Origin of the sequence: Serratia sp. B501 (assembly GCF_051172315.1) — a bacterium.
GTDB lineage: Bacteria > Pseudomonadota > Gammaproteobacteria > Enterobacterales > Enterobacteriaceae > Serratia > Serratia ureilytica.
The window spans coordinates 803,979-818,950 of sequence record NZ_JBPIZB010000001.1 but is presented as its reverse complement, the minus strand read 5'-3'; the positions used below and the strand labels follow the sequence as shown (position 1 = coordinate 818,950).

15 protein-coding genes are annotated in these 14,972 nt (G+C 60.9%); 10 read left to right on the top strand and 5 right to left on the bottom strand.

Annotated elements, in window-relative coordinates:
• The first annotated feature begins 27 nt into the window (after nt 1-27).
• The 4 genes from ACSBQV_RS04065 (at nt 28) to ACSBQV_RS04050 (ending at nt 2,965) form a co-directional block, all read left to right on the top strand.
• On the top strand, nt 28-1,050 hold the full coding sequence (locus ACSBQV_RS04065; RefSeq protein WP_033643160.1) for a magnesium transporter: 1,023 nt from the start codon (nt 28-30) through the stop codon (nt 1,048-1,050).
• Nucleotides 1,051-1,182: 132 nt separating this feature from the next.
• Nucleotides 1,183-1,275, top strand: a complete 93-nt coding sequence (gene mgtS / locus ACSBQV_RS04060; protein ID WP_004938109.1) for a protein MgtS — start codon at nt 1,183-1,185, stop codon at nt 1,273-1,275.
• A gap of 107 nt (nt 1,276-1,382) precedes the next feature.
• The gene (locus ACSBQV_RS04055) at nt 1,383-1,562 is read left to right on the top strand and encodes a hypothetical protein (RefSeq protein WP_099783157.1); all 180 of its coding nucleotides are present in this window, start codon (nt 1,383-1,385) and stop codon (nt 1,560-1,562) included.
• A gap of 26 nt (nt 1,563-1,588) precedes the next feature.
• The gene (locus ACSBQV_RS04050; RefSeq protein ID WP_042784582.1) at nt 1,589-2,965 is read left to right on the top strand and encodes a cation diffusion facilitator family transporter; all 1,377 of its coding nucleotides are present in this window, start codon (nt 1,589-1,591) and stop codon (nt 2,963-2,965) included.
• Here ACSBQV_RS04050 and ACSBQV_RS04045 read toward each other — a convergent pair.
• The 3 genes from ACSBQV_RS04045 to ACSBQV_RS04035 form a co-directional block, all read right to left on the bottom strand.
• Complete coding sequence (locus ACSBQV_RS04045) at nt 2,908-3,753, bottom strand: inositol monophosphatase family protein (RefSeq protein WP_047026073.1); 846 nt, start codon at nt 3,751-3,753, stop codon at nt 2,908-2,910. The genes ACSBQV_RS04050 and ACSBQV_RS04045 overlap by 58 nt on opposite strands.
• 66 nt (nt 3,754-3,819) lie before the next feature.
• On the bottom strand, nt 3,820-4,260 hold the full coding sequence (locus ACSBQV_RS04040) for a GNAT family N-acetyltransferase (RefSeq protein WP_047026074.1): 441 nt from the start codon (nt 4,258-4,260) through the stop codon (nt 3,820-3,822).
• A gap of 46 nt (nt 4,261-4,306) precedes the next feature.
• On the bottom strand, nt 4,307-6,037 hold the full coding sequence (locus tag ACSBQV_RS04035) for an ABC-F family ATP-binding cassette domain-containing protein (RefSeq protein WP_099783155.1): 1,731 nt from the start codon (nt 6,035-6,037) through the stop codon (nt 4,307-4,309).
• A gap of 450 nt (nt 6,038-6,487) precedes the next feature.
• Here ACSBQV_RS04035 and ACSBQV_RS04030 point away from each other — a divergent pair, with 450 nt between their 5' ends.
• Nucleotides 6,488-8,917, top strand: a complete 2,430-nt coding sequence (locus tag ACSBQV_RS04030) for a DUF3772 domain-containing protein (protein ID WP_169539598.1) — start codon at nt 6,488-6,490, stop codon at nt 8,915-8,917.
• Nucleotides 8,918-8,965: 48 nt separating this feature from the next.
• Here the strand turns inward: ACSBQV_RS04030 and ACSBQV_RS04025 are convergent, their stop codons facing one another.
• Entirely contained in the window at nt 8,966-9,130 is a 165-nt protein-coding gene (locus ACSBQV_RS04025; RefSeq protein WP_176445936.1) for a hypothetical protein, read from the bottom strand.
• A gap of 36 nt (nt 9,131-9,166) precedes the next feature.
• On the opposite strand from ACSBQV_RS04025, the gene ACSBQV_RS04020 reads away from it, so the two are divergent.
• Nucleotides 9,167-9,319 carry an alpha/beta fold hydrolase gene (locus tag ACSBQV_RS04020; protein ID WP_232094746.1) on the top strand — a complete coding sequence of 51 codons (153 nt, stop codon included), beginning with the start codon at nt 9,167-9,169 and terminating at the stop codon, nt 9,317-9,319.
• A gap of 4 nt (nt 9,320-9,323) precedes the next feature.
• Here the strand turns inward: ACSBQV_RS04020 and ACSBQV_RS04015 are convergent, their stop codons facing one another.
• The gene (locus tag ACSBQV_RS04015; RefSeq protein WP_434991418.1) at nt 9,324-11,462 is read right to left on the bottom strand and encodes a TonB-dependent siderophore receptor; all 2,139 of its coding nucleotides are present in this window, start codon (nt 11,460-11,462) and stop codon (nt 9,324-9,326) included.
• A 388-nt stretch (nt 11,463-11,850) separates the two neighbouring features.
• On the opposite strand from ACSBQV_RS04015, the gene ACSBQV_RS04010 reads away from it, so the two are divergent.
• The 4 genes from ACSBQV_RS04010 (at nt 11,851) to ACSBQV_RS03995 (ending at nt 14,950) form a co-directional block, all read left to right on the top strand.
• Entirely contained in the window at nt 11,851-13,293 is a 1,443-nt protein-coding gene (locus ACSBQV_RS04010; protein ID WP_033650342.1) for a GGDEF domain-containing protein, read from the top strand.
• Nucleotides 13,294-13,397: 104 nt separating this feature from the next.
• Nucleotides 13,398-13,748: a DUF1428 domain-containing protein gene (locus ACSBQV_RS04005; RefSeq protein WP_099783153.1), complete on the top strand. Its 351-nt coding sequence runs from the start codon at nt 13,398-13,400 to the stop codon at nt 13,746-13,748.
• Between the two features lie 11 nt (nt 13,749-13,759).
• Entirely contained in the window at nt 13,760-14,233 is a 474-nt protein-coding gene (locus ACSBQV_RS04000; protein WP_042784572.1) for a VOC family protein, read from the top strand.
• A 27-nt stretch (nt 14,234-14,260) separates the two neighbouring features.
• Nucleotides 14,261-14,950, top strand: a complete 690-nt coding sequence (locus ACSBQV_RS03995; RefSeq protein ID WP_042784570.1) for a VIT1/CCC1 transporter family protein — start codon at nt 14,261-14,263, stop codon at nt 14,948-14,950.
• The last annotated feature ends 22 nt before the right edge of the window (nt 14,951-14,972 follow it).

Below are 14,972 nucleotides of genomic sequence, written 5' to 3'. Positions count from 1 at the left end.
TTCACAACAGAAATAGGGACTGACAAAATGATCAAGTCACATCAATACTCTTCTTCTCCGGCGCTGCGCGCGACTGAAACTCTCGATGAAACTTCGGTCGCCGGTTATATGAACGCCGATTTTATTACCGTTCCCGCGACGATGACGGTCACGCATGCCCGGGAATATTTACTTTCACAGCTAAAAACGGACGAAATTCCTACCCGGGTCTTTATTACCGCAGACGATTATCATTTGCGCGGCACGCTGTCGGTGAAAAAACTGCTGCAGTGCGAAGAACAGGATAAAGCGGTCGGCGTAATGATGGATTACAGCTATTTCCAGGTTTCACCCGACGACGATCGCAACGACGTGGCGCATCTGCTGGGCAAAGGCGGTTTGGACGTGGTGCCGGTCGTGGCGAACAACACGCTGGTCGGCGTGCTGGGCGAGCGCGAGATCGCTCGGCTGGTCGAAGATGAAAACACCGAAGACGCGCAGCGTCAGGGCGCGAGCCTGCCGCTGGACAAGCCTTATCTGGAGACCAGCCCGTGGGCGCTGTGGCGCAAACGCTCGGTGTGGCTGCTGATGCTGTTCGTGGCCGAAGCTTACACCGGCAACGTGCTGAAAGCGTTTGAAGATCAGCTCGAAGCGGCGATTGCGCTGGCGTTCTTCATCCCGCTGCTGATCGGCACCGGCGGCAACAGCGGCACCCAGATCACCTCGACGCTGGTGCGCGCCATGGCGCTGGGCGAGGTCAGCCTGCGCAATCTGGGCGCGGTGATCCGCAAAGAGGTCACGACCTCACTGCTGATCGCCGTCACCATTGGTCTGGCGGCCTGGGTGCGCGCCTGGATCATGGGCGTCGGCATGGAGGTGACGCTGGTGGTCAGCCTGTCGCTGGTGGCGATCACCGTATGGAGCGCCATTGTTTCGTCGATCATCCCGATGCTGCTGAAACGGCTCGGTATCGATCCGGCGGTGGTGTCGGCGCCGTTTATCGCCACCTTTATCGACGGCACCGGCCTGATTATCTATTTCAAAATTGCCCAGCACGTCCTGGGAATTTAAACGGGTCCCGCGCTTGAAAGCGCGGGAATGTTGCAAAAAAGAGGAGGACGTTAAAAAACCATGGATACCGACCAACCCCGATATTTAACGCAAGGGGATTTTATCGATAACATTTAACTTGAGGACAAAACAATGGGAAACATGACTATTTTTATGGGATTCCTGGCAATGATCAGCTCACTGGGCCTGTTGGCGGCCTATATGAGCACCAAATGGGATGATTGATGAACGCTAAAGATCCGCCTAGATGCATCCTCCCCGTAACCGCTATTTATTATGGGGAGGATTTAGCGGCGCGCTGAACGCGCAGCCTGATACGGGAGTTGATAATAATGACGATTCTTATTCTGGGATTGCTCTACGCCATTTTAATGATTTCGGTGGGGGTGAATGAGATTTATTTTTATTCCACCGAAAAATCCAATTTTCTTACTAGCCTCATGCTGACTTTCTCTGGCAGTATGCTGCTGATCGCCTTTGTCTGGCAATTATCCTCTAAAGTAAAAAAATAAATCACCGTCCGAATGTGAGCAGCATAATGCAAAATGAAAAACAGGCCGTGGCCAGAAACTCGATGATCGCCAGCGGGTTACTGGCCACGGGCAAATTCGTCGCCGGCATTTTTACCGGCAGTATTGGCCTGATATCCGAAGGGATCCACTCTTTCACCGATTTTATCGCCACCAGCATCACCTGGCTGGCGGTGCGCATCAGCGATAAACCCGCCGATGACGATCACCACTTCGGCCACGGCAAGGTGGAAAACCTGGCGGCGCTGTTCGAGGTGTTGCTGTTGCTCGGCGCCGCCGGTTGGATCGTCTACGAGGCGGGCGGCAGCCTGCTCGGGCAACCGCATGAGATAGTCGCGGCGCCGGTGGTGATCGCGGTGCTGCTGATTTCCATCTGCGTCGATTTTTTCCGCGTGCGGGCGCTCAACCGCGTCGCCAAGGCGACCGACAGCGCGGCGCTGGAGGCGGATGCGCTGCATTTCTTCTCCGACATGCTTTCGTCCGGCGTGGTGCTGCTGGGCATGGTGTTTGTGCTGCTGGGCTTTGGCCGTGCGGACGCCATCGCCGCGCTGATCGTCGCCGGTTTTATCTTTGTCGCGGCAATCAAACTGGGTAAACGTTCCTTCGACTCGCTGATGGATGCCGCGCCCGCCGGGGCCACCGAGGCGATTCGCGCCACGCTGGACAGCTTCCCGGCGGTGCTGGCTTGCGACAGCGTGCGTATTCGCAACGCCGGCGCCGTACTGTTTGTCGAGATCACGGTGGCGGTGTGCCGCACCTTGCCGCTGGAGCGCATCGATGCGTTGAAGCGAGAAATCGTCGAACGGCTGCGGCAGCAGTATGCCAAGGCGGAGTTTACCGTCATCGCGGTGCCGCAGACCCGCAGCGACGAAGACATGGCGACGCGCATTCGGGCGATCGCCGCCAATCACGGCGCGCAGGTGCAGAACGTCACCTTGCAGCAGTTGCCGACGCACATGGCGATCGGCATGGATCTGGCGGTGCCGGCCAACGCCAGCGTGGCTCAGGCGCATGATATCGCCACGGAGATAGAAGGGATCCTGCGTCAGGCGATCGGCGAGGACACCGAGATAGAGACCCATCTGGAGCCGCAGACGCCGCACTGGCTGGCCAGCGAGGATGTTTCCGCCGCCGAGCTGGCCGATATCCGGCTGATTTTGCAGTCGGCGCTGGAGCAGGGGGATAAGGTGCAAGACGTGCACAACATCCGGGCGCGCAGAACCGACGGCGGCATCATCGTCAACTTCCACTGCCGGGTGTCGCCGGCGGTAACCATCGCCGCCGCGCACGATGCGGTCGATCGGGTCGAGCGGCGGCTGCGCGCACTTTATCCGGCCATCTCACGCGCGATAGGGCACGTCGAGCCGATCAAGCCCGGCGTTTGAATCAGCTCGGCCAATTGCGGATAGAGCGCCGCGTTGGCCAGCAGCAGCGGGTTGCCGCGTCGCAGCCCGTTGTGGTGCATAAAGTCATTCGCCACGCCGCCGGCTTCGCGCGTCAGCACCAGCCCAGGCAGGCTGTCCCAGGCGTTCATGTGCGGTTCGTAATAACCCAGCAGCCGACCGGCGGCCACCTGGGCGGTCATCAACGCGCCGGAGCCGCTACGCACAAACATGCCGCCCGCCTGCAGCAGGCGACAGAGAAAACCGCTGAATTCCGCCGCCGAGGCGCGCGGTGATATCCCGACGCCCATCACGCCATCCGCGACGCTGCGCCCGGCATGCACGCCGATCGGTTCCCCGTTGAGGAAAGCGCCTTGGCCGCGGCAGGCGCGGAACATCTCGCGGTGATTGGGATCGTAAACCACGCCGATCGTCGGCTCACCGTCGATCACCACGCTTATCGCGATACACCAGGTATGCAGCCCGTTCAGGAAGCAGGCGGTGCCGTCGATCGGATCGACGACCCAAAGGCAGGCCGCGCTATCGTTGGTGCCGCCGCTCTCTTCGCCGAGAAACCCATCCAGGGGAAACCGCCGGTTAATCATGCGGCGAATCAGCGCCTCGACGCGGCGGTCGGCCTCGCTGACCACGTCCTGCAGGCCCTGTTTAAACTCGACGGCCAGGCTTTGCCGGCGTTGGTAAAAGCTGAAGGCGAGATCGGCGGCGGCGCGGGCGATCTCACGCGCGAAGCGGTAGCGCGCCTCGATGTCCCGTGGGGAAAGTAACGTCATGGCAGGCTCGATAACAAAGAACGAATCGATTTACTCTGCCATAAAAGAATGAACGTAATATGTCGTTCAACGCGGCGGATAATAAAAACGTAGCAGTATCAGGGCGTCGTGGGCTGAAAGCGGTTCGGTCTTGGCCCCGGCCGGTATTACCGAGCGCCAAAACGCCAGCCCGCGCGGATTATCCTGGCTGACTGACAGCGACCAACCGCCGGGATGCCGCGCGAACAAGGCGCGGGCAGCCCGTTGCCCCATCCCGTTGCGTCGCCATTCGGGCTTGATGTAGAACTCCGCCATTTCGACGGTGGCGCTATCGAGACGCCTGACCAACGCGAACCCGGCCGTTTGCCGATCGCTCAACATCAAATAGGGGTAGCGGCCGGCCTCGCGCCAGTAGAGCGGCAAATAGGGGTAATCCCCATCGACGCCCAGCTCGCGAAGGCAATCGGACAGCATGGCCGCCAGCAGCGGCCGCTGCGCGAGTGAGGCTTGCTCAAGGGAAAATGCCATGTCGCACTCCGTCAGAAAACAGGCCGCCGGGCGGCGGCCTGTGGGATTAGCCCAGATGCAACCGGGCGGTGATGTCGGCAATCTCGCGGCGCCAACGCGCCTGAAGCTCCGGTTTTTGATGCTTCGGTTTACGCGCCAGGTCGGCCTCCAGTTTGCTTTCGAGGGCAAACAGGGCGGTCAGCAACGCCTCTTCGCCTTCCAACTGCGGGTTTGGCGTCGGGGCGTCTGCGTTGGCCTCGTGCGCCGTCGGCAGCGCCGGCGTTTCGCCCGCCAGACGCTGGTACACCGGCGCCAGATCGTGCCACTCCTCCAGTTTTTGTTGGTCTATCAGCCAAAAGCGGTTGCAGCTCTGTTCGATCAGCATCCGATCGTGGGTGACCAGCATGACGGCGCCGGGGAACTGACGCAGCGTTTCCGCCAGCTCCTCTTTGCCCGCCATATCCAGGTGGTTGGTGGGCTCGTCCAGCAGCAGCAACGAATGGTTGGCCAGCGTCAGGCCGACAAACAGCAGCCGTGAACGCTCGCCGCCGCTCAACGAACGGATCTGCTGATGGTGGCGCAGGTAAGGGAACCCGGCACCGATCAGCGCCATTTTCCGCTGTTCCTCGGTCAGCGGCGCAAACTGCGCCAGCGCTTCGCTCAACGTGTCTTCATCGCGCAGCTGTTGCAGGCTCTGATCGTAATAGCCGATACGCACGCGCGGATGGAACAGCGCCGGGCGCTGCGTTTGTTGCTGATACTCGCGCCACAGCAGGCGCAACAGCGACGATTTTCCGCAGCCGTTGCGCCCGACGATGGCGATGCGATCGCCGCTTTTCACGCGCAGATGTTCCAGGCTGAACAGCACCGGCGCATCCGGTGCCGGGCGCACCGCCCAGTGCGGCAGCGCCAGCAGGCGATCGGCGTCCAGCGCTTCTCCCTGCAGCCGCAGCCGCCATGGACTGCCGGCGGTCAGGGTGGTCTGTTCTTCCTTCAACCGATCGACGCGCTTCTCCATTTGCTTGGCCTTGCGCGCCAGATCTTCGTTGTCGTAGACCTTGCCCCAGGTCGCCAGGCGCTTGGCGCTTTTTTCCACCCGGTCGATTTCCTTTTGCTCGGCGTGGCGCCGCTGTTCGTCCGCGGCGTCCTGTTCCGCCAGCGCGGTGCGCGCCGCAGAGCAGGGCAAACGGAAGAACTGCAGCGTTTTGTCGCGCAGGATCCAGGTGCAGTTGGTTACCTGGTCGAGCAGGTAGCGATCGTGCGACACCAGCACGAAGCTGCCGGTCCAGTTACGCAAGAACTGTTCCAGCCACAGCAGCGTGGGCAGGTCCAGGTGGTTGCTGGGTTCGTCGAGCAGCAGCAGATCGGGCTGGCGGATCAGCGCGCGCGCCAACAGCAGCCGCGTATGCTGGCCGCCGCTGAGGGTGCCGGCGGTCAGCATCCAGCTCGCCGGTTCAAACCCCAGCTCGGCCAGTAGCGCTTCGCAGCGCCAGCGTTCGCTGAGGTGTTGGCCCGCAGGCAGCCTCGCCAGAACCGCATCCAGCAGGGTACTGGTGTGCAGATCCGGCGGCAGGTGCTGCTCAATGCGCGCCATCAGACATTGGTGTGACAATGTCACCGTTCCGGTGTGCGCAGGCAGGTCGCCGCTGAGAATTTGCAGCAGGGTGCTTTTGCCGCAGCCGTTATCGCCGATCAAACCGATGCGGTCGCCTTTTTTCAGGCTGAAGGAAATCTCGCTCAGCAGGACGCCGAACGCGTTGTCGTAACCGACAGATTGTGCAGACAGTAATGTGCTCATTGCTTACTCAAGAGTTACAGGCATGACAATGCCTATCGTCAAACATTGCTGACGATAACCCGGTAAGCCGGAGGGAAGATCCTGGATTTTAGTAAGCTTCGCTCAAGCTGGGTTATCGCAGCGCGATACCGGTAATGCTTGAGCGGCGACGATTACCAAAGAAGTGTGAGTGAAAAACCAATTCACACGTCAGCATAGTAAGTCTCCTTTTATTGGTCGCAGGTTAATCGGTGGCTGGATTATAGAGCGCTTCATGCCGTATCGCCAGTGTAAAAGCGCCTGAATAATCAGCAAGCTAAGGCGAGCGCGGGCGCGTGGCACACAATGGGAATAATTACTGTATTTCGGCCGACATTAAGCAGCTATTATAATTAGCGTTTATGGTTAAGCGACGGTTCATCCGCCGCCTGTTCGTCTGTCTATCAGATAATGATGCTGAGCACTGAATTTATGTTAAAGCCTCGCCCGTTCCTGCTGTTGTTATTATTGCTGTTGGGTATGCAACTGACGCCGTTCGCCGCCGTCGCCGCCACCCAGGATGATCCCGCCGCCGAAAGCGCGCCCGATCCCGCTACGCAGTTGAAAGCCGCGCAAAAGCAGTTGGACAGCATGAAGCAGCTGGTTTCCAAAGCGACGACCGACACCCAGCTCAGCAAGCTGCGGTTGGCGACGGACGATCTGGTCGCCAGCATGGATAAATTGTCCGCCGATCTGCAGCCGGTGCAGGAAAAACTGCAGGCGCAGTTGGACGTGCTGGGGCCGGCCCCGGCGGCCGGCGCGCTGCCGGAAACCCCCGCCGTCGCCCAGCAGCGCAATGCGCTGAACAGCAGCAAGAAGCAGTTGGACGATGCGGTAAAACGCGCGCAGGCCATCAAGACCAGCGCCTTCGACCTGGGCCAGCAGATCAGCGATCTGCGTCGGGTGGCGTTCAAAACCCAGCTGGCGCTGAACACCGGCAGCATTTTGGGCGTCAAATTCTGGACGCCGGTCGTGCAGCCGTCAGCGGATGACGTGCAGCGGCTGGACCAGTTCAACGCCGAGATGAAAGCGGCCTGGGACGCCAGTTGGCAGGACGAATGGCGGTACGGCACGCTGGCGTTGCTGGCGCTGGCGGTGATCGTCTGGTCCTGGGGGCGCTATTTGTCCGAGCGTTTCCTCGCCTGGGTCAGCATTCGCTTCCTGCCGGACGGGCGCCTGCGCCGCAGCTTTATGGCCATCATCACCGTGGCGGTGACGGTGATCACCACCTCGATTGCGCTGAACCTGCTGTATTACGTCTTTATCCGCGTGCAGCCGCTGCCGGTCATGTTGGAAGACTTCGCCGAAGGCTTTAACCGTCTGGGGATTTTCTGCGCGCTGATCGCCGGGCTGGGGCGTGCGGCGCTGTCGCTGAATCGCCCGTCCTGGCGTTTGGCTTCGCTGGACAATGAAGTGGCCGCCGGGCTGCGTTACTTCTCGCCGCTGCTGGCCGGCCTGGCGCTGGCGTTCGGCACCGTGGAGCTGATCAACAACGTCGTCAGCGCCTCATTGGCCACCACCATCTTCGGCAACGGCTTGGTGGCGGGGCTGATCGGCATGGTGCTGCTGGCGGCGCCGCTGCGCGGCCAGCGCATTCGTCGCCGTCTGGAGCAGCAGGGCGCGCACCTGGAAAAACGCACGCTGGTCGGCGGGCTGGTGCATATCGTCACCCTGGTGTGTTCGGTGGTGATCCTGCTTTCACTGCTCGTGGGCTATATCGCTTTCGCACGCTTCCTGACCTACCAGCTCATCTGGGTGGTGCTGGTGCTGATGGCGTTCTACTTCATGGTGCTGTTCGCCACTGACCTGTGCGCCGCGCTGTTTTCGCCGCAGACCGTCAGCGGCAAGATGCTGAAGAAAACGCTCAGCTTCAAGGATCGCCATCTGGAGCAGGTGGCGATCATCACCACCGCGCTGGCCAAATGTTCGCTGTTGCTGTTGATGATCGTCGCGTTGTTCAACGGCTCGTTCGGCAGCACCACGCCGGGCTCGCTGATGGAGAAAATCGTCTCCATCCTGACCGGCGAAGGCTTGCAGCGTTTCAACATCGTGCCAGGCAACCTGCTCAACGCCGTGATCTGCCTGGCGATCGGCATCTACATCCTGCGCGCGGTGCGGCGCTGGCTGGGCTCTGAGCTGCTGCCGAAGACCATTTCGGACGTCGGCATTCGCGCCTCGCTGGTGACGCTGTTCAGCAATATCGGCTATGTGCTGGTCATTCTGATCACCCTGGCGGCGCTGGGCATCCAGTGGAGCAACCTGGCGTGGATCGTCAGCGCCCTGTCGGTCGGTATCGGTTTCGGTTTGCAGGAGATTGTGAAGAACTTTATTTCCGGCCTGATCCTGCTGACCGAACGCCCGGTGAAGGTCGGGGATATGATCGGCATCGGCGGCGTGGAAGGCGACGTGCGGCGCATCAACGTACGCGCCACCGAAATTCAGCTCAGCGACCGCTCCACCATGATCGTACCGAACTCGCAGCTGATCTCACAGAACGTGCGTAACGCCACTATGGGCAACGCGCAAGGCGTGGTGACCATTGCGCTGACGTTCCCGACCTCGATCGATCCGGAGCAGGTGCGCAATATCCTGCTGAGCGCTTACAACGAGTACGAAACCATTCTGGAGACGCCGGCACCTTACGTGCGCTTCAGCCAGTTGGGGCCGGACGGCATTATCCTGAGCGTGACCGGCTATGTGCCGAGCCCGCGCATGGTCGGCGCCACCAAGAGTGAACTGCTGTTTAACATCCTCAAGCTGTTGCGCGCTCAGGAAGTGAGCCTGTCCAGCCCGCAGGAGGTGGTGTTCATGAAGCAGCAGGCGACACGATATCAGGCTAACGAAGAGGAACACTCTTCCTAGTTCTGCCATGAGGCGGCGGGTCGTTCATCAACGGCCCGCCGAACGCGGCTAGTACATCGACGGCTCCACGGACTGCGAACAGTCGCTGTTGGCGCCGGAGTTGCTGCAGGTGTAGGGCTCATTCGGCGACGCCGGCGGCGCATTCGACGGGCCGCCGCCGCCGATACAGCCGCTCAGCAACAACGTCAAAAGCACCAGCGTTATCTTTTTCATCTCTCCGTCCTCCATTGCGATTCCTCCTTTAAGTATATGTCGGGAAAGCGAACGCTGCCGGGCGTCAGCCATTTCGCGCCGCTGCAGCGGCCCGCGCTGTTCAACCGCGCGTTGCTGGATTTTCTCGCCGATGTGATGTGCCGCGGCCGGCGCAAAGAAAACGGGCGCCAAACGGCGCCCAAGGCATGACAGGTTAGAAATCGACCGTCGCCTGCAGGCTCAGGCTGCGCGGTTCCCCCTCAATCACGCGTAAATTACCGGCGCTGGAGGCATAGTACTCGCGGTTGAACAGGTTTTTCACATTCAGTTTCAGCTGGGTATGTTTCCCAAGCAGCTTGCTGTCCCAGGCGACAAAGGCATCCGCCACGGTATAGGCCGGCATGGTGAAACTGTTCTCCGGATCGCCGGCTCGGCGGCCGACGTAGCGCGCGCCGCCGCCAATGCGCACCTCGCCGGGCACCACCGGCAATGTCATGCGGCGGCTGAGGTACAGGCCGCCCATGTTGGTTGGGGCGTTGACCAGCCGATTGCCGACGTTGTCCGGGTTGAGGTTGTCTTCGACAATTTCGGTCTTGTCGTAGCTGTAGTTGGCGGTGAGATCCCAGTTGCGCGCCACTTCCCCGTTCAACTCCAGTTCGACGCCGGTGGAGCGCGCTTTGGGGATGCTGCGGGTCACGCCGTTGATAAAGATCGACATGTTGCTTTCATCAATGCGATAGAGCGCCAGCGTGGCGTCAAACGCCGGGGTGATCTGCCATTTTCCGCCCACCTCATAGGTGGTGCCGGTTTCCGGCGTGGCGACGTCGCCATTGTCGTCGATGGCGGTGGACGGCGTGAACGAACGGCTGTAATTGCCGTACAGCGACAGGCTCGGCGTCAGCTTATACACCAACCCCGCCTGCGGCAAAAACTGGTCGTCTTTGTCATTGAGCGTATTTTTTGGTTTCTGGAAACCGTTGCTGTTGTTCTGGTAATACGACTGATAGCGCGCGCCCAGCACCGCGATCCATTGATCGGTGAGATGAATGCTGTCCTTGGCGTACAGGGAACGGCTGAACAGCGTGGCGCGCAGGTTGCTTGACGCGTCGCTGTAGGTGGTGCTGTCGGTGATCGGCGTTTCGCCATACACCGGGTCGTACATGTTGAAGGTCTTCGAGACCTTGCCGCGGTAGGAATAGGCCTTGTAGGTCTGATTTTTCTCGTAGTCCACGCCCAGCAGCAGATCGTGCTGCATGCCGAACAGCTGGGGCGAACCGGTCAGATCCCAGGAGTAATAGTGGGTTTGATGATTGAAACCGCGGTTGGCGTCGGCGCGGCGCGAGACGATGCCGGTCGTGGTGTCGACCGCGGTGGCGCGCACTTCGTTGCTGTCGTAACGGCGTTGCAGCCAGGCGTAGTTGAAGCGGGTCGTCCAGATCGGATCGAGCGCGTACTCATAATGGGCGTTCAGACGTTTGTTCTTGCCCCAGGCATGGTTCGCGTAGTCATCCAAGCGGCGGTTATAGGGCACATCGACCGGTTTGCCGTCGATAAATGCGGTGCCGCGATCGTAAGGAATGTCGTACTTGTATTCGCTGTAGGCGATGTTAAAGGAAGCCTGGTCGCCGAACCAACTGAGCGAGGGGGCGATCAGCGTGTGTTCGTCGCTGCCGAAATTGCGCCAGTAATCTGCGTGCTGGCGTTCGGCGATCAGGCGAAAGGCGAAGCCGCCGCCCAGCGGGCCGGTCACATCGACGCTGCCGCTGCCGCCGCCAAAACTGTTGGTGGCGCCGCTGATGCGGGTGTTCCAGTCATACTGCGGTTTTTTGCTGATCAGATTGATGACGCCGCCGGGGCTGAGGATGCCATACAGCAGCGACGCGGAACCTTTCAGGACCTCGACGCGATCGGTGGTGGCGTCCATGCTCAACCCTTGGTTGCTGCGCACGCCGTCGATGAAGACCGAGCCGTCGGAGTTAACCCCGAACCCGCGTTTGACGAAGCCATCCTCCGTGCCGCCGAGCGTGTTGCCCTGGGTGACGCCGCTGACGAACTTCATCGCATCATTGACGCTTTTGACCTGGAAGTCGTCAATGACCTGAGAGGTGACGACGCTGACCGATTGCGGCACCTCGGCGATCGGCGCGGCGGTTTTGCCGGCGGTCGAGGCGGTGTCGGCGCTATAGCTGCCGGAAGGCTGGGTCGCGGCGGTCACAGTAATGGATTCCTCCGTTTTTGCGCCGGGCGCGGCGGCGATCGCCAGCGCGGGGAACAAACCGGCAATCAGGGGCAGCGTGCGAAGAACGTGATTTTTATTTCTTTTAGTGGGGTGGCGAAGAACTGACTGGTGCATATAATTCCATGAAAAAATAATAAATAATAACGATTATCATTATAATTATCATTTATTGGTTTTGAATAGAGGGGAATGCCGGTATCCCTTCATTGCACGATTTAATTTTGTCATTAGGTAAAAAGACGGCGATTTTTCCGGTAAAAAGTCGGATGGATGGCAATAACGATCGCAGTGACGGGAGGGGCGCGGCAGTTTGTTCGCCGGAAGGGGGATTCCTGTCAATATATTGATACACAAATATATTTTCCCTTGATGAATAAACAGGTGTCCGGGCAGGCAAAACTGGCAATAATAGGCGGGTCGGCCGTTTATCTTCGCCTCACCGCCGACGGTTGTGACGCGAACAGACTGTCACTTTATGCTAGCGGAAGTCTCTGGATCCAAGATGCAAACCACCTCGTTGTCCGATACCCGGAAAATCTGGCCCGCGCTCATCATTTTTTTGTTGGTGTTCACCCTGTGTCTGCTGGGCATCGTGAGTCGCCCCGGCAGCTTTCTGGCGATATTCTGGCCGGTGAACGCCGTACTGCTGGCCGTTTTGGTGCGTCGGCCACAGTGGGCTACGCGAGCCGGCTGGGGCATGGCGGTGCTGGGCTATCTGGCGGCGGATCTGTTGACCGGCAGTTCGCTGCAAAAGACGCTGCTGCTGAATGTCGCCAATCTGACCGGCGTCGTGGTGGGGTATCTGTTGTTCATGCGGCTGTCGCCGCCGGCGCGCATGTTGCAACGCGGCACGTCCAGCATGTACCTGTTCGGCATCTGCCTGGCCGCCGCCGCCGCGACCGGCGCGGTGGGCGCCGTAACTTCGCAGTGGCTGTTCGGCAGACCCTATCTGACCTCGCTGGCGCTGTGGTTCTCGTCCGAATTCACCAATTACGTCACGCTGATGCCGTTTATTCTGGCGTTTCCCGGCGATTGGCGACGTCGCCTTGCGGCGGCCGGCGCCATGTTCACCCAGCGCAGCCAATGGCCGCGGGCGGGGCGAAAACTCACGGTGTTGGCGCTGCTGTTGCTGGCGGCGGTGTGCAGCGTGCTGATCGGCGGCCCCGGGGCGGTGATCTTTCCCATGCCGGTGCTGCTGTGGCTGGCGATGTCCTTCTCACTGTTCTGCACCATGATTGCGGTGCTGATCTATGTGCTGTGGTGCCATCTGGCTATCGATTTCGGGCTGTTGAGTTCGACGCTTGACATGAAGGTGTTGCAAAACGCGGTATCGATGCGTTTGGGCATCGCGCTGCTGGCGCTGGGGCCTATCGCCGTGGCCAGCATGAACTATGCGCGCAATGCGCTGCTGCGCACGCTGGAGCACGTGGCGAATCACGATGCGTTGACGCACGTGCTGACGCGCAATGCGTTTATGCAGCGCGGCGAACGGTTGATAGACCAAAAGGGCGAGCTGGTGTGCGTCATGATGCTCGATATCGACTATTTCAAGTCGATTAATGACCGTTTCGGCCATGCCGGCGGCGATCAGGCGCTGATGGCCTTTACCCGCGCGATCGCCGCCGATCTGAGCGTCGGTGACCTGTTCGGCCGCATGGGGGGCGAAGAGTTCGCCATCGTTTCGACGCTCGGCCAGCCGCAGCAGGGATGGCAATTGGCCGAACGCCTGCGGCAACGCATCGAAACGGAGTCTATCCTCATGCCGGCCGGGCATCCGCTGCAGATCACCGTCAGCATCGGCATGGTGACCTGCCCGGGCGGTTCCGGCCAAAGCCTGGCGGATCTGCTTAAGCTGGCGGATCTGGCGGTGTACAAAGCGAAAAACGCCGGCCGCAACCGGGTCGCCACACCGGAATCGTCTCCGCCGGCCTGTCACGGCCGCTGAACTTCCGATCCGCGCTGCGTGCCTGCGGTCTAAACTGGTAAGGGACGCGGGCATTTCCGCCTGCGCCGAACCGACTGTCCTTAATCAGACAAGAGGATGCCAGAATGAAATACGTAGACGGGTTTGTGGTGGCGGTGCCGGCCGCCAATAAGGAGGCTTATCACCGGTTGGCGGCGGCGGCAGCGCCGCTGTTCAAAGAGTTTGGCGCCACGCGCATCGTGGAGTGCTGGGGCGATGACGTGCCCGCTGGCAAGCTCACCGACTTTCGCGGCGCGGTGAAAGCCCAGGAAGACGAAGTGGTGGTGTTCAGCTGGATAGAGTACCCCTCCAAAGCGGTGCGCGACGCCGCCAATGAGAAAATGATGAACGATCCGCGCATGAAAGCGCTGGGCGAGATGCCGTTCGACGGCAAACGCATGATCTTCGGCGGTTTCGCGCCGATCCTCGATGCGTAAAGGAGGCGCAGATGGCCAGAATTACGCAACATCTGTGGTTTGAAAAAGACATGGAAGCGGCGCTGAATTGCTATGTCGCGCTGATCCCCGGATCATCCGTGAACTGGTTTTCCGACCTGCCGGCGGATACGCCGAGCGGCCCGGCCGGCAGCGTGAAGCTGGCCGCCTTCACGCTGGGGGACCAGCGCTACGCGGCGATCGAAGCCGGGCCGCTGGATCCGTTCAATCACAGTTTCTCCGTGATGGTGGAATGTGACGATCAGGCTGAAGTCGACAGGCTGTGGGATGCGTTGAGCGAGGGCGGCGAGGCGGAGCAGTGCGGCTGGCTGCGCGATCGCTGGGGGCTGTGCTGGCAAATTGTGCCGCGGCGCCTGACGGAGTTGATGAACGATCCCGACGCCGCCCGCGTGCGGCGGGTAACGGAAGCGATGCTGCTGATGGGCAAAATCGACATCGCCGGGCTGGAAGCGGCGGCGCGCGAGTAGCGCAACGCTCACAGAGGGAGAGAACGGATGCACCGAGAACGGCACAGTATTGAACGCATCGGCTGGCTGCGGGCGGCGGTGCTCGGCGCCAACGACGGCATCGTTTCAACGGCCAGCTTGCTGCTGGGCGTCGCGGCGGCCAACGCCTCGCATTCCGCGCTGATGATCGCCGGCGTCGCCGGGTGGGTGGCCGGCGCGATGTCGATGGCCACCGGCGAGTATGTGTCGGTCTCGTCGCAGGCGGATACCGAAAAGGCCGCGCTGGCGGAAGAGCAGGCGGAGCTGCTTGAAGACTACCCGGGGGAGTTCCGCGAACTGACGTCAATCTACGTGCATCGCGGTCTGGATCCGGCGCTGGCCCGGCAGGTGGCGGAAAAGCTGATGGCGCATGATGCGCTGGAGGCGCACGCGCGCGACGAACTGGGTATTTCCTCCGCCACCCGCGCCCGGCCGCTGCAGGCTGCGTTGGCGTCGGCCCTGAGTTTCTCCCTCGGCGCGCTGTTGCCGCTGCTGGTGGCGATGTGGGTACCGGTCGCCTGGACGCGGCCGGCGCTGGTGGCGTCGGCGCTGATTTCCCTCGGCGTTCTCGGCGGCATCGCCGCGAAAACCGGTGGGGCGCCGATCTTGCCGGGCGTGGCGCGCATCCTCATCTGGAGCGCACTGGCGATGGCGGTTTCTTCCGGCGTCGGCCTGCTGTTTGGCGTGACGGCCGGCTAACGTCGCGCTTGCATCAATCTAG